At 55.7% G+C, this 20,399-nt stretch carries 22 protein-coding genes; 10 read left to right on the top strand and 12 right to left on the bottom strand.

Annotated elements, in window-relative coordinates; translation table 11 throughout:
* Window positions 1-22 precede the first annotated feature (22 nt).
* Window positions 23-349: a YnfA family protein gene (locus tag P2R09_RS12120; RefSeq protein ID WP_033743086.1), complete on the bottom strand. Its 327-nt coding sequence runs from the start codon at window positions 347-349 to the stop codon at window positions 23-25.
* Window positions 350-622: 273 nt separating this feature from the next.
* On the opposite strand from P2R09_RS12120, the gene P2R09_RS12115 reads away from it, so the two are divergent.
* Window positions 623-946, top strand: coding sequence for a DUF1283 family protein (locus P2R09_RS12115; RefSeq protein ID WP_003853649.1), 324 nt, complete (start codon window positions 623-625; stop codon window positions 944-946).
* A 45-nt stretch (window positions 947-991) separates the two neighbouring features.
* Window positions 992-1,288, top strand: a complete 297-nt coding sequence (locus tag P2R09_RS12110) for a DUF1161 domain-containing protein (RefSeq protein ID WP_179895728.1) — start codon at window positions 992-994, stop codon at window positions 1,286-1,288.
* A 39-nt stretch (window positions 1,289-1,327) separates the two neighbouring features.
* On the opposite strand, the gene P2R09_RS12105 is transcribed toward P2R09_RS12110, so the two are convergent.
* Window positions 1,328-2,794: an MDR family MFS transporter gene (locus P2R09_RS12105; protein WP_275769991.1), complete on the bottom strand. Its 1,467-nt coding sequence runs from the start codon at window positions 2,792-2,794 to the stop codon at window positions 1,328-1,330.
* 390 nt (window positions 2,795-3,184) lie between these two features.
* On the opposite strand from P2R09_RS12105, the gene P2R09_RS12100 reads away from it, so the two are divergent.
* From P2R09_RS12100 to osmV, 4 genes are read left to right on the top strand one after another with little or no spacing between them, the layout of a single operon-like run.
* A complete protein-coding gene (locus P2R09_RS12100) occupies window positions 3,185-3,901 on the top strand; it encodes an ABC transporter permease (protein ID WP_275769989.1) in 717 nt (238 codons plus the stop codon).
* Window positions 3,902-3,918: 17 nt separating this feature from the next.
* Window positions 3,919-4,830: a glycine betaine ABC transporter substrate-binding protein gene (locus P2R09_RS12095; protein WP_275769987.1), complete on the top strand. Its 912-nt coding sequence runs from the start codon at window positions 3,919-3,921 to the stop codon at window positions 4,828-4,830.
* Between the two features lie 9 nt (window positions 4,831-4,839).
* Window positions 4,840-5,487 carry an osmoprotectant ABC transporter permease OsmW gene (gene osmW / locus P2R09_RS12090; RefSeq protein ID WP_003853661.1) on the top strand — a complete coding sequence of 216 codons (648 nt, stop codon included), beginning with the start codon at window positions 4,840-4,842 and terminating at the stop codon, window positions 5,485-5,487.
* Entirely contained in the window at window positions 5,487-6,623 is a 1,137-nt protein-coding gene (osmV, locus tag P2R09_RS12085; protein ID WP_003853663.1) for an osmoprotectant ABC transporter ATP-binding protein OsmV, read from the top strand. The genes osmW and osmV overlap by 1 nt, the downstream gene beginning before the upstream one ends.
* A 278-nt stretch (window positions 6,624-6,901) precedes the next feature.
* Here osmV and P2R09_RS12080 read toward each other — a convergent pair whose 3' ends face one another.
* The 4 genes from P2R09_RS12080 to P2R09_RS12065 form a co-directional block, all read right to left on the bottom strand.
* A complete protein-coding gene (locus P2R09_RS12080; protein ID WP_275769985.1) occupies window positions 6,902-8,278 on the bottom strand; it encodes a nucleobase:cation symporter-2 family protein in 1,377 nt (458 codons plus the stop codon).
* A gap of 180 nt (window positions 8,279-8,458) precedes the next feature.
* Complete coding sequence (gene bioD, locus P2R09_RS12075) at window positions 8,459-9,157, bottom strand: dethiobiotin synthase (RefSeq protein WP_275769983.1); 699 nt, start codon at window positions 9,155-9,157, stop codon at window positions 8,459-8,461.
* A 113-nt stretch (window positions 9,158-9,270) separates the two neighbouring features.
* The gene (locus tag P2R09_RS12070) at window positions 9,271-10,488 is read right to left on the bottom strand and encodes an ROK family transcriptional regulator (RefSeq protein WP_275769981.1); all 1,218 of its coding nucleotides are present in this window, start codon (window positions 10,486-10,488) and stop codon (window positions 9,271-9,273) included.
* A gap of 130 nt (window positions 10,489-10,618) precedes the next feature.
* A complete protein-coding gene (locus P2R09_RS12065) occupies window positions 10,619-11,512 on the bottom strand; it encodes a LysR family transcriptional regulator (protein WP_275769979.1) in 894 nt (297 codons plus the stop codon).
* 95 nt (window positions 11,513-11,607) lie between these two features.
* On the opposite strand from P2R09_RS12065, the gene P2R09_RS12060 reads away from it, so the two are divergent.
* The 3 genes from P2R09_RS12060 (at window position 11,608) to P2R09_RS12050 (ending at window position 14,747) form a co-directional block, all read left to right on the top strand.
* Window positions 11,608-12,858 (top strand): MFS transporter, encoded by a 1,251-nt coding sequence (locus P2R09_RS12060; RefSeq protein ID WP_275769977.1) that lies wholly within the window; start codon window positions 11,608-11,610, stop codon window positions 12,856-12,858.
* Between the two features lie 157 nt (window positions 12,859-13,015).
* Window positions 13,016-13,276: a hypothetical protein gene (locus P2R09_RS12055; RefSeq protein ID WP_008925221.1), complete on the top strand. Its 261-nt coding sequence runs from the start codon at window positions 13,016-13,018 to the stop codon at window positions 13,274-13,276.
* Window positions 13,277-13,562: 286 nt separating this feature from the next.
* Complete coding sequence (locus P2R09_RS12050) at window positions 13,563-14,747, top strand: sugar transporter (RefSeq protein ID WP_275769975.1); 1,185 nt, start codon at window positions 13,563-13,565, stop codon at window positions 14,745-14,747.
* Window positions 14,748-14,824: 77 nt separating this feature from the next.
* Here the strand turns inward: P2R09_RS12050 and P2R09_RS12045 are convergent, their stop codons facing one another.
* Together P2R09_RS12045 and P2R09_RS12040 are read right to left on the bottom strand one after the other, a co-directional pair.
* The gene (locus P2R09_RS12045; RefSeq protein ID WP_003853679.1) at window positions 14,825-15,082 is read right to left on the bottom strand and encodes a DUF1471 domain-containing protein; all 258 of its coding nucleotides are present in this window, start codon (window positions 15,080-15,082) and stop codon (window positions 14,825-14,827) included.
* 37 nt (window positions 15,083-15,119) lie between these two features.
* A complete protein-coding gene (locus tag P2R09_RS12040; protein ID WP_003853680.1) occupies window positions 15,120-15,377 on the bottom strand; it encodes a DUF1471 domain-containing protein in 258 nt (85 codons plus the stop codon).
* A gap of 308 nt (window positions 15,378-15,685) precedes the next feature.
* Between P2R09_RS12040 and P2R09_RS12035 the strand changes: the two genes are divergently transcribed.
* Complete coding sequence (locus P2R09_RS12035; protein ID WP_003853682.1) at window positions 15,686-16,336, top strand: TetR/AcrR family transcriptional regulator; 651 nt, start codon at window positions 15,686-15,688, stop codon at window positions 16,334-16,336.
* A 34-nt stretch (window positions 16,337-16,370) separates the two neighbouring features.
* Here P2R09_RS12035 and rhaM read toward each other — a convergent pair whose 3' ends face one another.
* The 4 genes from rhaM to rhaB are packed head-to-tail and all read right to left on the bottom strand — an operon-like array spanning window position 16,371 to window position 20,249.
* Window positions 16,371-16,685: an L-rhamnose mutarotase gene (gene rhaM / locus P2R09_RS12030; RefSeq protein ID WP_003853684.1), complete on the bottom strand. Its 315-nt coding sequence runs from the start codon at window positions 16,683-16,685 to the stop codon at window positions 16,371-16,373.
* Entirely contained in the window at window positions 16,675-17,517 is an 843-nt protein-coding gene (gene rhaD, locus P2R09_RS12025; protein WP_275770691.1) for a rhamnulose-1-phosphate aldolase, read from the bottom strand. Before rhaD ends, rhaM begins: the two co-directional genes overlap by 11 nt.
* A 10-nt stretch (window positions 17,518-17,527) precedes the next feature.
* Complete coding sequence (locus tag P2R09_RS12020) at window positions 17,528-18,784, bottom strand: L-rhamnose isomerase (RefSeq protein WP_275769972.1); 1,257 nt, start codon at window positions 18,782-18,784, stop codon at window positions 17,528-17,530.
* On the bottom strand, window positions 18,777-20,249 hold the full coding sequence (gene rhaB, locus P2R09_RS12015; protein WP_275769970.1) for a rhamnulokinase: 1,473 nt from the start codon (window positions 20,247-20,249) through the stop codon (window positions 18,777-18,779). The genes P2R09_RS12020 and rhaB overlap by 8 nt, the downstream gene beginning before the upstream one ends.
* Window positions 20,250-20,399: the final 150 nt, after the last annotated feature.

The following is a 20,399-nucleotide window of genomic DNA, read 5'->3' as shown; positions in this document are numbered from 1 at the left end:
GCGCCAGTCCGTCCGGCTGGCGCTATCCGCGCCCCCAGCCCATCACGATGATCAGCATGCCGCTGAAGGCGATCACAGCCCCGCTCCAGTCCCACGCGCTTAGCTTCACGCCATCCACTACCCGCAACCAAAGCAGCGCAGTCAGCACATAGACGCCACCGTAAGCGGCATAGACCCGTCCACTGGCGGCAGGATGCAGGGTCAGCAGCCAGACAAACAGCGCAAGACTCGCCGCTGCAGGCAGTAACAGCCAGGCTGAGCCGCCTTTTTTTAGCCATAACCAGGGCAAAAAACAGCCGATGATCTCCGCCAGCGCGGTAATAAAAAACAGCAAGGCGGTTTTAATCAGCACCCTAACCTCTCCTGAACGTAAACAAATGACTCACCACTGGTGAGCGAAGAAACGGCGATGATATAATAAGAACCTCTGTCATCGGGCTATTTTATTTTTAGCCTGAACCCGGGCAGTGCTCACCATCACCACGCGTGTACGCCGGATTGCTTCGCGCTTTCCCTGTCCGGACTTACAGCAACAATGACGCCTGGTGGGCCAGGCTTAAAGCATACCCGCTGCAACAGACGTCCCGGAAGGCGATGTTTGCGTTAACTAAAGGATATTGTGATGAAAAAAATGATCCCTGCCGTGCTGTTGGTTCTGATCTCCTCTGCGGCATTCACTGCCAGTGCGAACACGAATCGTCTGATCATTGAAGATGGCAGCACCGCGCTGGGCAATGAAGCGGCGCGCCAGGATAAAGAGCAATGGAATGACACGCGCATGCTGCGTAACAAAGTGAACACCCGCGTCGAAAAAGAGTTTGATAAGGCCGATCGCGCCTATGACACCCGCGACAAATGCGAGCAGAGCCTTAATCTCAACGCTTACTGGGAACCCAACACCCTGCGTTGCCTGGACCGCCGTTCAGGTCGCCCGGTTGCGCCGTAATTTTGAGCTATAGTAATGACGGACGACTAACATAAGGAAAACGTGATGAAGCTACAGAGGGTTTTGTTAAGCGCGGCGTTTTTAGCTCTGCCGCTGATGGCACAGGCATCCTGTGAGTCGGTGAAAGCCGATATCAGCCAGAAAATTATTCAGAACGGTGTGCCTGAGTCAGGTTTTAGTCTTGACGTCGTCGCCAACGATCAGGTTGATCAGGCGGGCGGTCAGGTCGTCGGACATTGTGAAAACGACACACAAAAGATTGTTTATAAGCGTACAGGCCGTGACGACGAAGCCAGTGTCCCCGCCAGTGCCGGCAGTTCACAGGACGCGCCTGCTCAGTAGTCAGCGTCAAATCAGGGCGACATCCTGTCGCCCTTCCTGCTAGTCCGCCTGTTCCGGCCGCTGACGTGGCATCATCCAGGCCACACCCACCGCAAACAGCGCAATCACCAGTGCCACCACAAATACCCAGTGCAATGACGTCGCGATGGACGCAACCATCTGTTGCAGCGTTTCCGGCGGCAACTGCTGACGACTGGATTCTGACATAATCTGCTGCACCGGATCCTGTACCTGTGGCAGTCGCCATTGCAGATTAAGGTTCAGCACTGCGCCCATAATCGCAGTCCCCACCGCCGAGCCGATCATCCGGCTGAACATGATTGAAGCGGTACAGATGCCACGAATCTGATAGTCCGCCTGATTCTGCACAGAAACCAGGAACGTGGTGCTTGTCATCCCCATGCCAGTCCCGATCAGAAACGCCGTAAAGCCCGCCTGATAGAGAGAGCTTGCGGGCTGTAAGAACAGTAGCAAGGCGCTGCCCGTCACCAGCAAGAGCGCGCCAAGCTGGGCGGTAAAGCAGTAGGAGGTGTGCAGCATCAGTCTGCCGCTGAGGGTACTGGCCAGCGGCCAGCCAATCGACATCATCGCCAGCACACTGCCCGCCTGCAACGGTGAGCCGCCGCGGATCCCCTGAATCCAGGTGGGTAAAAACGCGCTGATGCCCATCATGGCCGCCCCAATAATCAGATTGCCCGCATTACCCGCCACGATAAGCCGGCTGCGCCAGATGATCAGTGGAAACAGCGGTGCTGCTGAACGTTGCTCATGGCGTTTAAGCTGCCAGCCCGCAAACAGTGAGAAGATCAGGAACGGCACCAGCCAGATGCCCAGCTGTTCTGCCTGCAATAGCGCCACCAGCAGGGCCGTCACGCAGAGCATCAGCCAGCCGCTTCCTGCCAGGTTCAGCGGCTGTGATTTCTCCTCCTTCTGGTGCGACGGTAGCCAGCGCGCCAGCATCAGCATGCTCATCAGGCCAATCGGCAAGTTAATCCAGAAAATCACCGACCAGCTAAAGTGCTGCACCAGCCAGGCCCCGGTCAGTGGCCCGACGATGGCCGCCACACCCCAGACGCTGGAGAGCCAGCCCTGCACGCTGGCCCGTTCGCGCGGTGAATAGATATCCGCCACGATGGTCGAGCTGAGCGGCATAATCGCGCCCGCGCCCAGGCCCTGAAATGCCCGGAACAGGATCAGCCAGGTCATCGTATGGGCAAAGCCACACAGCACCGAGCCCACCAGGAAGATCGCGGTCCCGACAAAAAACATCGTTTTACGCCCCACCATATCCGCCAGCCGCCCATAGAGCGGTACGCTGACCGCCTGGGTCAGCAGATAGATGGAGAAGACCCAGCCAAACTGCGAAAAACCGCCAAGGTCAGCAATGATAGTGGGCATTGCGGTAGCCACAATCGTCACTTCAATGGCCGCCATAAACATCGCCAGCATGCAGGCAATTAAGATCCAGTGGCGATGCCCGGTCTGGAGTTGTGCGCTTTCAGTCATAGGGTTCCTTTTTATCTGCAAGGCTAGCTCAAAAACAGCCAATGCAATTTCCCGCGCGTGCGCATCTTTTGCGTCATCTGTGACGTTGTCACCAAATATCGATGAATTTTTTTTATTGTCGCATTAGCCCAGCGGCTATGCGGCTTTAACACCATTTTAACCTGTTTCTATCTGCCTGATATATGGCTTAAAAGCTGGCTTGTGCAAAAAAGGCCTGCTATAGCATTACCCCATCTTATTCGGTATTCGCTGAAAAAGAGTGGGTAAACAGTCATTTTATCTACATTTTATCGCAGTTTCGGTTTTGGGTGCGGCGGCAGTTTTTGTCGCGCCTGTCGGACTGTTTATGGTTGTTATAACAATTGAGATCGTCATCAGGGAGATTCTCCTATGCAAAATGCTTCACTGGCCCGACGCGCCGGTCTGGCACTGCTTGCAGTGGTCGCGGTGATCGCAGTACTGATCTGGGGCTTAGGCTGGGATCAGCTGGTCGCACGTAAAGTCGATCTGCTCTATCTCGGGCAGCAGCACCTCTTCTTAGTTTTCTGGTCAATGTTGTTCGCTCTGCTGGTCGGTATTCCCAGCGGCATCCTGCTCAGCCGCCCGTTTGCGCGTCGCTGGGCCGAATATGTGATGCAGATTTTCAATGTGGGAAACACACTGCCACCGCTCGCGGTGCTGGCGCTGGCGATGGTAATCATCGGCATTGGCGATCGTCCGGCGCTGATTGCGCTGTTTCTGGCGTCATTGCTGCCCATCGTTCGAAACACCTTCTCTGGCCTGAGCGCGGTTCCTCCGTCGCTGATTGAGGCCGCCAACGGCATCGGCATGACCAAATGGCAACGTCTGCGTCAGGTTGAGCTGCCCAACGCCCTGCCGGTCATTCTCGCAGGCGTGCGCATCGCCACCGCCATCAACGTCGGTACTGCTCCACTGGCCTTCCTGATTGGTGCCAGCAGCTTTGGTGAGCTGATCTTCCCGGGCATCTATCTGAATGACTTCCCGACGCTGATTCTGGGCGCCGTTGCCACCGCACTGGTGGCGCTGGTTCTGGATATGATGCTGGCCGCACTGGGCCGCTTTCTAAGTCCGCATGCTGCGGCCTGACCACAAGGAGCTTTGTAATGCTAACAAAGTGGATTAAGAAAAGCGTTGTCGCGCTGACTGCGACGCTGCTGCTAAGCCAGACGGCGCAGGCTGCCACCCCGCTGGTGATGGCAACTAAAAGTTTTACCGAGCAGCATATCCTGTCCGCGATGACGGTGCTGTGGCTGCAGAAGAAAGGCTTTGAGGTGGTCCCTAAGCGTAATATCGCCACCACCATTGGTCGTAATGCACTGCTGAATAAGCAGATTGATATGGTCTGGGAATATACCGGGACTTCACTGATCATCTTTAACCATATCAATCAGCCCATGTCTTCACAGCAGGCCTATGAGACGGTCAAAAAGCTGGATGCAAAGCTGGGACTGGTCTGGCTGAACCCGGCCCCCATGAACAACACCTATGCCTTTGCCATGACCCGTGAACGGGCCGAAAAAGAAGGTATCAGCACAATGTCGCAGCTGGTTGCAAAGATTGAGCAGGTGCGTAAATCTGACCCGGATCACAACTGGCGTCTCGGTCTGGACCTGGAGTTCTCTGGTCGTTCTGATGGTATGAAGCCGCTGCAGAAGACGTATAACCTGGCACTGGATCGGCCGCAGATCCGCCAGATGGACCCGGGTCTGGTGTACAACGCCATTCGCGATGGATTCGTCGATGCCGGTCTGATCTACACCACCGATGGACGGGTTAAGGGCTTCAACCTGAAAGTGCTGGAGGATGATAAACACTTCTTCCCGAGCTACAACGTGACGCCAGTCGTGCGTCAGGATGTGCTGGCGAGCCATCCGGGGCTGGATACCGCGCTTAATCAGCTTTCTGCTCAGATCACCGATGAGGCGATCACAGAGCTGAACAAGCGGGTCGATATCGATCATGAGTCACCGGAAACCGTGGCGCGTGATTTCCTTCAATCCAAAAACATGCTGTAAGGAGGCACTGTGGATACCCTTCACTACATCATGGATAACTGGAGCACCCTGCTCACCCTGAGCTGGCAGCACAGCTGGCTGGTGCTGGTGGCGGTCGGTCTGGCCATTGTGATTGGCGTGCCGCTGGGCATTCTGATCGTGCGTGTCAGATGGCTGGCAACGCCGATACTCGGTATCGCTACCGTGGTGCTGACCATTCCTACCATTGCGCTGTTTGGTCTGATGATTCCGGTATTTTCGCTGATCGGTCAGGGCATCGGCGCGCTGCCAGCGATCACCGCTGTGTTCCTCTACTCACTGCTGCCGATTGTGCGCAACACTCACACCGCACTGGAAAATCTGCCGGATGGACTGCGTGAAGCGGGCCGCGGCATCGGCATGACCTTCTGGCAGCGTCTGCGCTGGGTTGAAATCCCGATGGCGCTGCCGGTGATTTTTGGCGGCATCCGTACCGCCGTGGTGATGAACGTTGGCGTGATGGCGATTGCTGCGGTGATTGGTGCGGGCGGACTCGGCCAGTTGCTGCTCGATGGGATCAGCGGCAGTGATATTCGTATGTTAATCGCCGGGGCATTGATGATTTGTCTGCTGGCTATTTTTCTTGACTGGCTGCTGCACCGTTTGCAGCAGGCGCTGACTCCAAAGGGGATTCGATAATGATTACGCTGGAAAACCTGACGAAAACCTTTACCCAGAAAAACGGCACCACTAACAAAGCCGTCGATAACGTCAGCCTTCACGTACCCGCTGGTGAGATGTGTGTACTGCTGGGGCCATCGGGCTGCGGTAAGACCACCACGCTGAAAATGATTAACCGTCTGATCCCCGCCACCAGTGGCCGCATCCTGATCAACGGTGAAGATACCAGTACCCAGGACACCACCACTTTGCGTCGCAACATTGGCTATGTCATCCAGCAGATAGGTCTGTTCCCCAACATGACCATTGAGGAGAACATTACTGTAGTGCCTCGCATGCTGGGCTGGGACAAAAAGCAGTGTCGTGAACGTGCCACTGAGCTGATGAGCATGGTCGCACTGGACCCGACCAAATTCCTGCATCGCTATCCACGTGAGATGTCCGGCGGTCAGCAGCAACGTATCGGCGTGATTCGCGCCCTGGCCGCGGATCCACCGGTGCTGCTGATGGATGAGCCGTTTGGTGCCGTTGACCCGATTAACCGCGAAGTGATCCAGAACGAGTTCCTCGACATGCAGCGCCAGTTGAAGAAAACCGTGATGCTGGTGAGCCACGACATCGATGAGGCGCTCAAGCTCGGCGACCGCATCGCCGTCTTTGGTCAGGGTAAAATCGTGCAGTGCGCCAGCCCGGATGAGTTGCTGGCGACTCCGGCCAATGATTTTGTTGGCTCGTTTGTTGGCCAGGACCGCACGCTTAAGCGTCTGTTACTGGTGCAGGCGGGAGACGTGACCGATCAGCAGCCGACCATCACCGTGCGCCGCTCGACGCCACTGGATGAAGCCTTTGGCACCATGGATGAGAACGATATGCGGTCGATTACCGTGGTCGATGAGGATGGCAAGCCGCTGGGCTTCGTGAAACGTCGCGAGGCGCGTAACGTGAGTGGCCGTTGTGAAGAGAAGCTGCACACCTTTAAGGTCACCGGTAAAGCGGAAGAGAACCTTCGCGTGGTGCTGTCAAAACTCTATGAGCACAACACGGTCTGGATGCCAATAGTCGATGAAGAAGGTCGCTACAGCGGGGAGATTTCGCAGGATTACATCGCGGATTACCTCAGCTCGGGTCGAACCCGTCGTCGTCTGAATCCATAATGTGGTTATAGTGATATAAGTCAGAAAAAGGGCCGCTCTGGCCCTTTTTTCGTATTTTCGCAGACTAACCCCAGCCTGGGTAAATCTGACAGCAATACAACATTCAGACCCGAAGGGAACCAGGTCAGAGGAGGAAAGCGTCCCGCGCCGTGGACAAAAATGCCGGGAGTGTTTTTGTCCATGGTCCACGATGCTTTGCTATAGGCGTATGCTCTCATCGCTTTGATTTTCTGAGCCGTCTGTCAGAGCAACTTCAGCGGTTGTGCGTTATTCAGCTTTTAACTTTCAGTCAGTGTTTCCGCCTCAACCTCTTCCACGGCAGATGCCTCGTCTGGCAGAACCAGATTGAGCATAATCGCCAGAATACCGCCGGTCGTTACCGCATGACCAAACAGACTGTTAATCAGCGGCGGGAACTGCTTCAGTACCTCCGGCACCGCTTCCACGCCAAGACCAATCCCGAATGAAATTGCGACAATCAGCATCTCACGGCGGCCCAGCGGCGTCTGGGTCATCACCCGGATACCCGCAGCGACAACGCTACCAAACATCACAATAGTGGCTCCGCCAAGGACTGGCGGCGGGATCTGTTGCAGCAGCGAGCCAACAAAAGGAAAAAGCCCCAGTAGCGCCAGCATAATGCCTAAGAGCATGCCTACGTAACGGCTGGCAACGCCCGTCATCTGGATAACCCCATTATTTTGGGCAAACGTGGTGTTAGGAAAGGCGGAGAAAACCGCCGCCAGCACGCAGCTCAGGCCATCAGCGACAATACCGCCCTGCAGCCGCTGCTGAAAAGGCTTGCCAGCGATCGGCTGCTGTGAAATCAGGCAGTTGGCCGTGAGATCCCCAACGGCTTCAATTACGGCAATGACCGACACGAGTGCAATCGGCAGAAAGATAGTCCAGTCAAAGGCGAAACCAAACCGGAAGAAGGCTGGCAGTACCATCCAGCTGCTCTCCGGCGCGATGTGCAGTTGTAAATGTCCGGTTAAGACTGCCGCCACGCATCCCACCGCGATGCCGGCCACAACTGCCACCAGCCGTGCCCAGCGGTTGCGCGAACGGTTAAGCGCCACAATTACCAGCAGCGTCAGCGCTCCCAGCGCCAGATTCCCCGGCGAACCAAAATCCGTGGCGTTGTGACCGCCGGCCCAGTCGGTGATGCTCACCTTGATCAGGCTGATGCCGATGAGAGTAATCACTGTGCCGGTCACAACCGACGTCAGGACTTTGCGCAGTGAGCCCACACAGCGGCTAATCAGAATCGGAATCAGCGCTGCCACCAGGTTGCAGCCAAACAACATCGCCATAATCTCTTCTGGCGATCCGCCGCGCCCTTTCACCATCAGCCCACCGGAGAGAATCACACCGAGAAACGCGAAACTGGTGCCCTGCAGGCAGATCATGCCCGCGCCGATGCCATAAAAGCGTCTGGCCTGCATAAAAGTGCCTAACCCTGAAACAAACAGCGACATGCTTATCAGATAAGGAATGTAGGCCTGTAACCCCAGAACTGAACCAATAATCAGCGGTGGCGTGATAATCCCCACTACGCTGGCGAGCAGATGTTGCAATGCGGCCAGAAACGCCGGGGCGGGACCAATGCGGGCCTCAAGCCCATATAACAAACCTTTCTCGTGCGAATGCGACATGATGATACTCCGGTTCAGTGTGATAAGCGGAGTTAATGCATTTTTTGCGCCATGACGTCGTGGTTTCGCGTTAACGGAGTCAGGCCATTCAAATATAAACAGAAATTTTTGCAGACAGTCGGAAATGAGCCTGAAACTTTAGGCTCACCCCCGACTCAAATGACTTGTTTTGTTTCATAATCAGGCGATCTTTGCACTCACAGCGTGCAAACTGTCCGGCTCCAGCAGGGAAATATCGATATAAGGTGTGAGATCGCGTTGTTCGGCACGCGGTAAATAAGGCAGTTCGCCCAGCAGCGGTGCGCCGATTTTTTCGCGCAGAATCTCGATAATGTCGCTGTAGTGCGCCAGTCCAGGGTTAATACGATTGCCTACCCAGCCCAGCAGCGGGAGACCATCCTGCACAATCGCTTCTGCCGTCAACAAGGCGTGACTGATACAGCCCGACTGGATGCCGACCACCAGCACTACCGGCAGTTGCTGCTCAACGACCCAGCAGGAGAGCGGACGTCCATCGTTCATCAGGCTGCGCCAGCCGCCTGTGCCCTCAACGACCACGCGACTGGCCTGCTGCATCAGGCGGGTTAAGCCCTGAGTCAGCAGGCCATAGTCGATGATCTGCGTCGGATGGGTGCAGATCTCCTCTTCCTGGAAAACCAGCGGATTGATTGCCTGATAAGGCAAGTCGATGGAGGACGCGCTTTGCAGAACCTGTGCATCTTTGTTACGCAGGCCATCCGGGGTTTTAACCGCACATCGGGCAATAGGCTTATAGCCGACTGCACTGTGTCCGGTCTGTATAAAACTTTGTAACAGGGCGCGTGACACCACCGTTTTGCCCACTGCGGTATCGGTGCCGGTAACAAATAATCTGTTCACTCAACTTCTCCTCTAAAACCGTTGCGATTAATCAGGGATTAACCTTGCTGCGAAACGGCATTTTAAGGAATGAAGGAGGGGAACAGATTGCGTTAGCGCAAGTTCAGGTCTGCTTAACCTTGCAACAACTTAACTAACAGATGTCCGTTATAGAGGGCGTCTTTGATGAGCGCGGCACCGCCCAGTGTTCCCGGCTCGCTAAATTCAGTGGGTGCCAGCTCAATACTCGCGCTGTAAGCGGGCAGTGACTGCTGCACAATCGTATTGCTGACCGCCGGAAACAGCACATCAGCGGCGGCATTTAGCGGAGAACCGATAAGAATATGTTGTGGATTGAAGATGTTGACCATCATCGCCAGGATCCGGCCAACGTGGTGCCCGACGCTGGCAATGGTGTCGCGCGCCAGACGGTCGCCCGATTGCGCGGCCGCGCACAGTGACTGAAGCGTCAACGGCTGGTTGTTGAGCAGGCTGTCCGGCTGGGCTGCCAGACGCTGCGCTGCCAGCGCGAGCAGACTGCCGGTACTGGCTACTGTCTCCAGACAGCCATGATTACCGCAGTAGCACTGCTGACCATAAGGATCTATCTGGGTATGGCCGATTTCGACCAGTGCCCTGCCACTTTTGTGCAGCAGCTGACCGCCACTGATCACGCCAGCGCCGACGGTTTCATCAATCACAATCTGAATAACATCCTGCGCACCGCGTGAGGCGCCAAACAGCGATTCCGCCAGCGTCCAGGCTGAAATGTCGTGCTGCACAAATACCGCTAAGCCGGTTCGCGCTGCCAGCGCATCGCCCAGCGGCATATCGCGTACCGCATAACCTGGCAAACGATGCACCATACCGGAGGCAGCGTTAATCAGTCCTGGCAGGGTGATAGCGATAGCCGTCAGGCGTTCCAGCTTCTTTTGATGACGAATGAAGAAAGCATCGACCTGTTCTATCAGCGCGGAGAGTAATGGCTGAGCAGATTCATCAGGCAGCGGCAGGCTGTCTTCTGCCAGCGCCCGACTGCTGAGATCGCGCAGCGTGAAGGTCATTGCGCCGCGATGCAACCGAATCGCCAGATAGTGCCAGGCATCGGTGTCCAGTATCAGGCCAATCGCCGGACGGCCACGACTGCCGGGGTCCTGATACTCGGTCTCCTGCACCAGATGCGCATCCAGCATTTCACGCACAATTTTGGTGATGCTGGCCGGCGCAAGCTGGGCACGGCGGGAAAGTTCGATACGCGAAATGGGACCGTAGCGGTCAATTAATCGATATACGACACCTGCATTGGTCTGCTTAATCTGGTCAATGTGGCCAGGTTGACTGTCCGGATTCACAACCCTGCTCCCGGTTATTTTCGCGCTTCTAAATAAACATGCGCCATGGTGAGGCAGATCAGGCAACAGCGTCAAATATTTGATTAGAAATGTGATTTGTCGCACAAATTGATGCGGTGATATGCGGGGTTCAGCGCTGCTTCTCCTGTAGCAACGCCATCATGTTCTGCATCTGGGCATTTAATTCACGTCCGGCAGACCAGACCAGCCATAACTCTGAAATGGCATCCTCTTCCGTTAACGGTAGCCAGACCACATCTGACAGCCGCGCCCGACGAAACGAGGCAGGCAAAATAGAGACACCCAGACCGGTTGCCACCAGCCCCAGAATAGTCATCGCCTCACCGACCTCCTGAGTGATATAGGGCTTAATGTGATAGCGATGCAGCAGCGCCAGAATATCGCTGTAAAGCGCGGTGCCGCCCTGGGGATCGAAGAAGACAAAGGGTTCGGCCGCCAGCGCAGTCACCGAAATGTTTTCGGCGCCCGCCAGCGGATGGGCCTTATGCACCACGGCATAGAGCGGCTCACTCAGCAGCAGCTGATGCCGCAAATCGGCCGGCAGCGGCGTATTGCGCATCACACCAAGATCAAGCTGTCCTTCGTGCAACGGGACCAGTTGCTGACGGGTGTTGATCTCCTGCATCTTTATATGCACCTGTGGCCAGCGCTGACGAAACCGGAACAGTGCATCTGAGACCACTGCGGTAAACGGCGCCGAAGAGGTAAAACCAATTCTTAACTCTCCCTCTTCGCCACGATGCAGCCGGGCTGCGCGGTCAGACGCCTGCTCTACCTGTAAAAGAATCGCACGGGCATCACTCAGTAATTGCTCTCCGGCTGCGGTAAGTTGCACGCTGCGGTTGGTGCGATTAAATAGCCTGGCACCCGTTTCCGTTTCAAGCTGCATTATCTGCTGGCTGAGCGGCGGTTGAGAGATATTCAGACGCAGGGCTGCCCGCCCGAAATGTAACTCTTCGGCGACCGCAATAAAGTAGCGCAGGTGACGCAGCTCGATATTCATATTTTAAACGTCTTATTTGAGATTATTAATATATTAGACATCATAATTCCACTTTCCTATGCTGACCACTGGTTTTCTGACTGAAAGGATGATGTGTGAGTCGCTCAATACAGGCCGCCGTGGATGAGAGTGCGGTGTCTGCACCGCCAGAATCTGCGGCAGCTTCAGGATACATTCGCCGCGGAACGCCCGCGTTTATGCGCGTGACGCTGGCACTCTTCTCGGCCGGACTGGCCACCTTTGCCCTGCTCTATTGTGTGCAGCCGATTCTGCCAGTCATGTCACAGCAGTTTGGGGTTTCTCCGGCGACCAGCAGCCTGTCGCTCTCCATCTCTACCGGTCTGATGGCGCTGGGCCTGCTCGTCACCGGCCCACTCTCTGATGCCATCGGGCGTAAGTCGGTGATGGTGACCGCCCTGATGCTCGCTGCTATCTGTTCGCTGATCTCGGCCACGATGACCAGCTGGCACGGCATTCTGATCATGCGTGGCCTGATGGGCCTGTCGCTTAGCGGCGTTGCGGCGGTAGGCATGACCTATCTCAGTGAAGAGATAGATGCACGGGTCGTCGCCTTTTCCATGGGGTTATATATCAGCGGTAATTCCATAGGCGGGATGAGCGGGCGTCTGCTGAGCGGTGTCCTGACCGACCTCTTCTCATGGCGGATCGCCGTGGCGGTAATCGGCTGTTTTTCGCTGGCCTCCGCGCTGATGTTCTGGAAGATCCTGCCCGCATCGCGTCATTTCAGACCCATCACGCTGCGCCCGCGTAATCTGTTAATTAACTTCCGGCTGCACTGGCGCGATCCAGGCCTGCCGTGGTTGTTTGCCGAAGGCTTCCTGCTGATGGGCGCCTTCGTCACCCTGTTCAACTACATTGGCTATCGTTTACTGGACGCGCCCTGGCATCTCAGTCAGGCCGTGGTCGGGTTGTTATCCGTGGTCTACCTGACCGGCTCATGGAGTTCGCCTAAAGCGGGTGCGCTGACCAGCCGCATTGGGCGCGGGCCGGTAATGCTGGGCGCGACAGCCATCATGTTACTGGGCCTGCTGGTAACGGCCTTTAACTCCCTCTGGCTGATCCTGCCTGGGATGATGCTGTTCACTGCCGGTTTTTTTGCTGCTCATGCCGTTGCCAGCGGCTGGATCGGTCCCCGGGCGCGTCGGGCGCGGGGACAGGCTTCCTCGCTTTATCTTTTCAGCTATTACGTGGGTTCCAGCGTGGCGGGTACGCTGGGCGGTCTGTTCTGGCATAACTTCGGCTGGGGCGGTATTACGCTATTTATCAGCGTCCTGCTGATACTGGCGTTAGCGGTTGCCTGGCGTCTGCACAGTAGAAAACTCTGAGAGCCTGCACGTTTGCCAGGCCCCGCCGGGTCTGGCAAACCGCCTCCAGAACGTTTGATTCAGATCCACAACAAACAAAGTGCGCGTTTCCCGCTATAATCATTTTATTGTCATAATTCATCAGTTTTGCCTTTCAGCACGGCAACAAGGAACGCCTGTGGCTCTCTACTATTACGTTAATAAACAATCAGGATATAACGATAATCATGTTGTCCACGCTGCGGGTTGCCCTCATCTTCCCGACATGGATAACAGACTGTTTCTGGGCAGTTTTTACCACGTGAACGCCGCTATTCTTCAGGCGAAAAAATATTATGTGGGTGCAATAGGCTGTGAAAATTGCTGTCCGCTCAATCATTCGACCCATCCGGCAGCTCAGCTCAGTGTGGCCCTGAAGCACACGCCAACGTCGCGTTAAGCGCAGGGCTTTTAACCGTGATGGTGTTCTCTCCGGCGTGCTGCTCCGTCACATTTTGCTTATAGATTATGCTGCTGCACAGGATCTCCTTGCGTTGTCGCGGGTAATAACCTCTGGCTATCGCCCGGTGCCAGGGCGATAAAAAAAATTCAGTATTAAAAGCGCGTTATCAGGTTTCTCTTCCCGGTTTATTGACTACAATAGCGGTTAATTTTGTGACGCAGGTCACTTTCACTGGGTGTGTCTGCCACATCCACATTCGCTATTCTGACTGGCTTGACTCCTCATGCAATCAACAACTGTTTCACGTAAGACTGCCTGGCTACGCGTGGTATTGCTGGCTATTGCTGCGTTTGTCTTCAATACCACCGAATTTGTCCCGGTTGGCCTGCTGTCCGATATTGCCGCTGACTTTTCAATGCCGACGGCTGATGTCGGGATCATGCTGACTATCTATGCCTGGGTCGTCGCGCTGCTCTCACTGCCGCTGATGCTGCTAACCCGTAATATCGAGCGACGCCTGCTGCTGGGCGTGCTATTCCTGATTTTCATCGTCAGCCATATACTTTCAACCGTCGCCTGGGATTTCCGCTCGCTGATGGTGTCACGTGTGGGCATCGCCCTGTCTCACGCGGTGTTCTGGTCGATTACAGCCTCACTGGCGATCCGCGTTGCGCCAGCCGGTAAGAAAACACAGGCACTGAGTATGCTGGCGACCGGTACCGCGCTGGCAATGGTCCTGGGCGTGCCGATTGGGCGTGTGGTCGGTCAGTATCTTGGCTGGCGTACCACCTTCGGCGCGATTGGCCTCTCGGCGCTGGTGCTGATGATTATGCTGGTGCGGATCCTGCCGCGCCTGCCGAGTGAGCATACCGGCTCGCTGAGCAGTGTGCCGATGCTGTTTCGCCGTCCCGCGCTGGTCAGCATGTATCTGCTGGTGACGCTGGTGGTGACCGCGCATTACACCGCTTACAGCTATATCGAGCCGTTTATGCAGAATGTGGCGCACTCCAGCGGCAATTTTACGACCCTGCTGCTGTTGCTGTTTGGTTCAGCGGGTATTGTGGGCAGCGTGCTGTTCAGCACCCTCGGCAATAAATTCCCTTCCGGACTGCTTATTGCCGCCATCGCACTGACAACCCTTTGTATGGGGCTGCTGATTTTTGCTGCCGTCCGACCTGCCGCTATTTCAACACTGTGCGTTGTCTGGGGCATGGCAATGATGATGATTGGACTGGGTATGCAGGTGCGGGTGCTGTCACTGGCACCCGATGCCACGGATGTGGCAATGTCGCTCATGTCAGGGATTTATAATATCGGGATTGGCGCAGGTGCGCTGCTGGGGAATCAGGTCAGTCTGCATCTGAGCATGGCGGAAGTCGGGAACGTCGGCGGGATGATCGGGCTGGTGGCGTTACTCTGGTGTATTTACATCTTCCGTCGTTATCCCCAGTTGCGGAGCAACGGATAAGGCTGTGACTTAAGAATAAAAAAGGCTTCAGATAAGTGGGTTTATCTGAAGCCTGTTTATGAATATTTATCGTGCTTTTACTTATAAAGAATGGCTGTGCCATGCAGGTTGTTGTTGCCAGAGGTCGAAGTGATGCGGAAAGACTTTGCCCCGACATCGCTGGCCTTTTCTGACAGTTGCTGCTCCAGCGAGGTCAGATTAGTACTGCCCGTCGCGCTGATGACACCGATTTTTTGCGCATCAGGCGGTGTACTGCTGACCTGCTGAGCCGCGACACTGGCAAATGAGATGCTGCTTAGCAAAGCCGCTGTCACCATCAAGCTAATACGTTTCATAACAAATCCCCTCTCACTGATTCTGTCGACACCCGATTTACTGATAAATCACTGCCGTGCCGTGCAGTTTGTTCTGGCCGCTGGTTGAGGTGATACGGAACGATTTCGCACCCGCTTCATCCGCTTTAGCACTCAACTGTGATTCAAGGGAGGTCAGGTTAGTGCCGCCCTGTACAGAGATGGTGCCGACTGGCTGCTGATTAGACGGTTCGCTGGTGACGAGGTCAGCGGCATATGCGCCAAAAGTCAGAGTGGTAAGTGCCAGTGCTGCCAGGGTGGTTTTAATGGTTTTCATCATCTTCTCTCTATTCGGTAGTTGAATTTGGTTGGTCTGAATTAGGTTGTCGCTATTTAATTAACGACCGTTAAACAAATGATAGACCCCGCCGGGGCTCGCCGTCAATATTTATTTAATGAGCGTTATTTTAATTGCGAAGTGGCGTGATTATGGGCTTCAGCCCCTTTTCTGACTTAACCATAGGGGCGATAACACTGCGCTGGCGCACAAAATGGCAACCCTGGCCGAGGGCATGCATAGCGGACCTTGCACATTTTTATAATGATCGGTAATTTAATAGGATGTTTTACTGTCAGTGAGGATGTATGAGCCAGGTTCAGGATTGTGATGTAAAGAAATGCCGTGGCCGACCTAAAGTGTTTGATCGTGACGCTGCGCTTGATAAAGCACTCACCCTGTTCTGGACACACGGTTATGAGGGAACGTCCCTGTCCGATCTTGTCGCCGCAACCGGTGCAAAAGCACCGACCCTTTACGCAGAGTTTGTGAATAAAGAAGGGTTGTTCCGTGCGGCGATGGATCGCTATATAGAGAAGTTCAGTGCCTGGCGAGAAGCGGTGTTAGGCGACGATACGTTACCCGTAGATCGCGCAATTGAAGCCTATTTCCGTGCCACCGCCGCCTGCTTTACTGAGCGTGACTCTCCCGGCGGCTGCTTCTTTATCTGCACCTCAACCGCCCTGTCGGCGGCGTCGAAGGAGATTGCCACTATGCTGCAACAGCAGCATCAGTCGCAGGAGCATGTATTAAGCGATTTTCTGCTGGCGCGTCAGCAGCGTAACGAACTGAGCGCGTCAGTCAATGTTCCGGCGCTGTCCCGTTATCTGGGTTGTATGCTGCAGGGCATGTCGGTGCGGGCGCGTGAAGGCGCTGAGCGCGACGATCTTGATAGTATTATTGATACGTTGATGGCGATGTGGCCAACGCTGACCGGCCTGTGTCAGACTAAACGGTAGATCATCAGGGCGGCGATGCCGCCCTTTCCCTCCACTACTCCAGAAAGAACACCGGTTTCAACGGCTGACTGATTGGGCTGTTATCGGCATTCGACGGCATTAAATCTTTCATTGATGCCCACCAGCGCTGGCACACCTCCGTCTTTGCCACCGCGTGCCAGCGCTCCTCAGATTCAATCTCAACGCTGGCGAACAGCAGATGCCGTTCGGCGTCCAGCCAGATAGCATAGTTGTGTGCGCCATGCGCTTTCAGCGTCTCAGCCAGTTCCGGCCAGATCGGGGAGTGGCGGCGCTCATACTCTGCATGAGCGTCGGCATTCACCTGCATCACAAAAGCTTTACGCAGCATTAGCAGGCCCCACATCCAGCGCGGGTTGCCACGGCTTCACCCCGAAGCGCTCACCCAATGCGACCAGCTGTTCTGTGGTAATGCTCTGGCGAATCCCGCCCATAGACAGCACTTTGACGATCACTTCGGACGATTTCTCCGCTGTGTCTATCAGACCAAAAGTCTCATCGAGCGTCGGGCCTGTACCAAAGACGCCGTGGAACGGCCACATTACCAACGTGTGCGACTGCATCTGCCCGGCCGTCGCCGCGCCGATTTCATCGGTGCCGGGCACCATCCATGGCAGCACACCCACGCCATCCGGGAAGACCACCAGACATTCAGTGCTGCCTTCCCATAACAGGCGGGTAAAGCGGGCAGAATCCATCTCCACCACATAGCTCAACGCCATAAAATGAGTGGCGTGACAGTGCATGATCACCCGATCTGCACCCTTGCTGACCGCTTTACGCACCGCGTGAGACTGGAAGTGTGACGCCAGCTCGGAGGTCGGCAACCCGCCATTCGACAGGCCCCAGTGAATGGTGTAGGAGAGCCCTTTGTCATCGACCTGCAGCAGCGCCAGGCAATCCGCCGGATCAAGCTGAACGTTGCGCATGAATTTTCCAGACCCGGTCACCAGAAACCAGTCGTTTGCCAGCGAAGGTGCCGGTTGAGTCAGCTCAATGCAGCGAGGTGTTTTACAGAAGTCGTCGACGAACGGTTTGACCTCCTCCTCCAGCAGACGCAGGCTGACGTTGCCGCCGTTGCGTTCGTCCCAGCCCTTCAGCCACATGTCACTGGTCGCTTTGACCATTCCCTTAACAAACCCGGAAGAAAGAATGTTTTGCATCATGAAATCCTTAACGTTGGCTCAAGATCTGTTGTTCATAGTGACGGACATCGCCTAACCAGCTGGCATCAGCCGGGACATCATGGCGCAGGCACCACGCTTCCCATACTGCCTGCCACGGCAGCGATTTTTGCTCTTCCAGCAGGGTGAGGCGCGCGGTGTAATCACCGCTGTTTTCGGCCTGGCGCAAACGGTCGGTGGGCTCCAGCAAGGCACGCAGCAGCGCTTTTTTCGTGTTGCGTGTGCCGATAACCCAGGCGGCAATGCGGTTGATAGAGGCGTCAAAGAAATCGAGCCCGATGTGGACTTTATTGAACAGCTGGTGACGAACGATCTCATTCGCGATCGCCTGAGTTTCATCATCCAGCAGCACCACATGGTCGCTGTCCCAGCGCACCGGACGGCTGACATGCAGCAGCAGACGCGGCACATAGAGCATCGCGGCAGAAATTTTGTCGGAGATCACTTCGGTGGGATGGAAATGCCCTGCATCCAGGCACAACGCCGTCTGGCGGCTGGCAGCGTAGCCGAGACAAAACTCACTGGAACCTACCGTATAGCTCTCTGCGCCAATGCCAAACAATTTGCTCTCTACCGCATCGATATGGTGCTGCGGGTTAAGTTTTTCTGAGATGACCTCATCCAGTGCGCTCATCAGACGCTGGCGCGGAGCCAGTCGATCCACGGTGATATCTTTCATGCCGTCAGGCACCCAGATATTCATTACTGATGGCGAGCCCAGTTGCTCACCAAAATAGGCGGAAATACGGCGACTCGCTTTGCAGTGATCGATCCAGAACTGACGTACGGTTTTATCACTGTGCGACAGCGTAAAACCGTCTGCGCTCATCGGATGCGAGAAGCAGCTGGGATTAAAATCCAGCCCTAAATTGTGCTCTTTGGCCCAGCCAACCCAATGCGCAAAATGGGCAGGTTCAATCGCATCGCGCGTCACAGGTTTGTCGCTTTCCAGATAGATGGCGTGCAGATTCAGGCGTTTTGCGCCGGGAATCAGGGTCATCGCTTTGTCGATATCTCTGCGTAGTTCATCGGCGTTACGTGCTCGCCCTGGATAGTTACCCGTCGCCTGAATACCGCCGGTCAATGGGCCCTGTGGGTTTTCAAATCCCCGGACGTCATCCCCCTGCCAGCAGTGCATCGAAACCGGGATGCGGTCCAGCTGACGAATAGCCTCTTCAACATCAACCCCAATGTCCGCGTAGCGGTGTTTAGCCAGTTCAAAAGCCTGTTCAATCTGCTTAGTCATAAATGGGTTCCTTAGCGGGTTGAGTCAGCGTCGCGAAGCGTGCCTGACTGGCACTAAAGACGCTGTGAGTTTGAGGTTCGAATTTTTCGAGCGGAAAGTTGTTAATAACGCTGCAGCGAAAATCCGCCACATCCGTCAGCTCGCCCAGCGCAATCAGCTGGCACCCAATATTGCCCAGCGTGGAGGCCTCAACCGGACCGGCCAGCACCGGGATCTGGCAGGCATCGGCGCAAAGCTGGTTCAGAAAACGATTCTGACTGCCACCACCCACTACGTGCAGCTGGCTGAAAGATTTGCCACGTAGTTGTGCAAGTTCGTGAATCACGTCGCGATAGAGCAGTGCCAGGCTGTCAAAAATGCAGCGCGCCAGCGCAGCGGCAAATTGCGGCACCGGCATGCCCTGCTCTGCACAGGCATTCTGAATTTCGCTTACCATGCTGTCGGGATTAATAAAGCGGGCATCGTTGGGATTGATCAGTGAGACACAGGCGGGCTGGCGGGCCGTTTCTTCAATCAGGGCGTTAAGATCGTCAATCTGCAGTTCGGCACAGATGCGCTGCAACAGCCACAAGCCCATAATGTTTTTAAGTACGCGATAACCCTCTGCGCCGCCCTCATTGGTGATATTGGCGCGCAGCGCGGCGTCGCTGGCATAGGGCTGCAGACTTTCAAAGCCCATCAGAGACCAGGTCCCGGAGCTCAGATAGGCGGCGTCATCCTGCATCAGCGGCGTAGCCAGCACTGCGCTGGCCGTGTCGTGCGTGGCGACGGCGATGACCGGAACCGGTATGCCTGCGCGGTTAATCCAGTGGCCAACGGTATTGCCCGGTGCCTGCGGCTGTCCGAACCACTGCACATCAACCCCTGCCCAGGCGAGCAAATCACGATCCCACTCGCCGCTGTGAATATTGAGCATCTGCGTGGTAGTGGCGTTGGTGTATTCCCAGTTAAGGTTGCCGGTCAGGCGAAAATGCAGGTAATCCGGAATCATCAGTGCATGTACTACGCGGGCCTGCCAGTCGGGCTGTTGCAGATGCAGGGCGCGCATCTGATAGAGCGTGTTAAATGGCAGAAACTGAATGCCGGTTCGGGCATAGATAGCACTTCGGCCCAGTTCCTGATGCGCCTGCTCCATCACACCGTGAGTGCGCGCATCGCGGTAGCTGACCGCCTCACCCACCGGCTCGCCCTGTGCGTCCAGCAGCACCATATCAACGCCCCAGGTGTCGATGCCGATACTGTCCGGCACAATGCCTTCTTCATCTAACTGAGCCAGCCCGGCGCGGATCTCCTGCTCCAGTAGCATCAGATCCCAGCAGTCATAACCGGCACGATGTTGACGCATATTGTTAAAGCGCCGGACCTCACGCAGCATGAGCTTGCGCTGCGCTGCCTCCCAGCTGGCGAGCATAACCCGTCCACTGGAGGCGCCGAGATCGATAGCAACAAAACTTCTCCTGGTCATAGCGGCGGTTTCCTGTGATTGCGTCGTCACAGCGTAAAAATCTTAGGGGTTTCACACCTTCCCCGGAGTGCCAGCGGCGGACAGGCCCTGGCAGACTGGCAAAGAACTTCGTGAGAGAGATCACAGAGGCGGCAGTGAGGAGGATGTGAC

It is taken from the genome of Pantoea sp. Cr_R13 (assembly GCF_029222565.1).
GTDB lineage: Bacteria > Pseudomonadota > Gammaproteobacteria > Enterobacterales > Enterobacteriaceae > Pantoea > Pantoea eucalypti.
Note: the sequence above shows the minus strand (reverse complement) of the source record. Positions and strands in the feature narration are given on the sequence as shown.

Excerpts from the sequence above, each read along its gene's own strand:
- P2R09_RS12115 (WP_003853649.1), top strand. The coding sequence starts at position 623 with ATGAAAAAAATGATCCCTGCCGTGCTGTTGGTTCTGATCTCCTCTGCG.
- P2R09_RS12110 (WP_179895728.1), top strand. The coding sequence starts at position 992 with ATGAAGCTACAGAGGGTTTTGTTAAGCGCGGCGTTTTTAGCTCTGCCG.
- P2R09_RS12105 (WP_275769991.1), bottom strand. The coding sequence starts at position 2,794 with ATGACTGAAAGCGCACAACTCCAGACCGGGCATCGCCACTGGATCTTA.
- P2R09_RS12100 (WP_275769989.1), top strand. The coding sequence starts at position 3,185 with ATGCAAAATGCTTCACTGGCCCGACGCGCCGGTCTGGCACTGCTTGCA.
- P2R09_RS12095 (WP_275769987.1), top strand. The coding sequence starts at position 3,919 with ATGCTAACAAAGTGGATTAAGAAAAGCGTTGTCGCGCTGACTGCGACG.
- osmV (WP_003853663.1), top strand. The coding sequence starts at position 5,487 with ATGATTACGCTGGAAAACCTGACGAAAACCTTTACCCAGAAAAACGGC.
- P2R09_RS12080 (WP_275769985.1), bottom strand. The coding sequence starts at position 8,278 with ATGTCGCATTCGCACGAGAAAGGTTTGTTATATGGGCTTGAGGCCCGC.
- P2R09_RS12065 (WP_275769979.1), bottom strand. The coding sequence starts at position 11,512 with ATGAATATCGAGCTGCGTCACCTGCGCTACTTTATTGCGGTCGCCGAA.
- P2R09_RS12050 (WP_275769975.1), top strand. The coding sequence starts at position 13,563 with ATGCAATCAACAACTGTTTCACGTAAGACTGCCTGGCTACGCGTGGTA.
- P2R09_RS12045 (WP_003853679.1), bottom strand. The coding sequence starts at position 15,082 with ATGAAACGTATTAGCTTGATGGTGACAGCGGCTTTGCTAAGCAGCATC.
- P2R09_RS12040 (WP_003853680.1), bottom strand. The coding sequence starts at position 15,377 with ATGAAAACCATTAAAACCACCCTGGCAGCACTGGCACTTACCACTCTG.
- P2R09_RS12035 (WP_003853682.1), top strand. The coding sequence starts at position 15,686 with ATGAGCCAGGTTCAGGATTGTGATGTAAAGAAATGCCGTGGCCGACCT.
- rhaM (WP_003853684.1), bottom strand. The coding sequence starts at position 16,685 with ATGCTGCGTAAAGCTTTTGTGATGCAGGTGAATGCCGACGCTCATGCA.
- rhaD (WP_275770691.1), bottom strand. The coding sequence starts at position 17,517 with ATGCAAAACATTCTTTCTTCCGGGTTTGTTAAGGGAATGGTCAAAGCG.
- P2R09_RS12020 (WP_275769972.1), bottom strand. The coding sequence starts at position 18,784 with ATGACTAAGCAGATTGAACAGGCTTTTGAACTGGCTAAACACCGCTAC.
- rhaB (WP_275769970.1), bottom strand. The coding sequence starts at position 20,249 with ATGACCAGGAGAAGTTTTGTTGCTATCGATCTCGGCGCCTCCAGTGGA.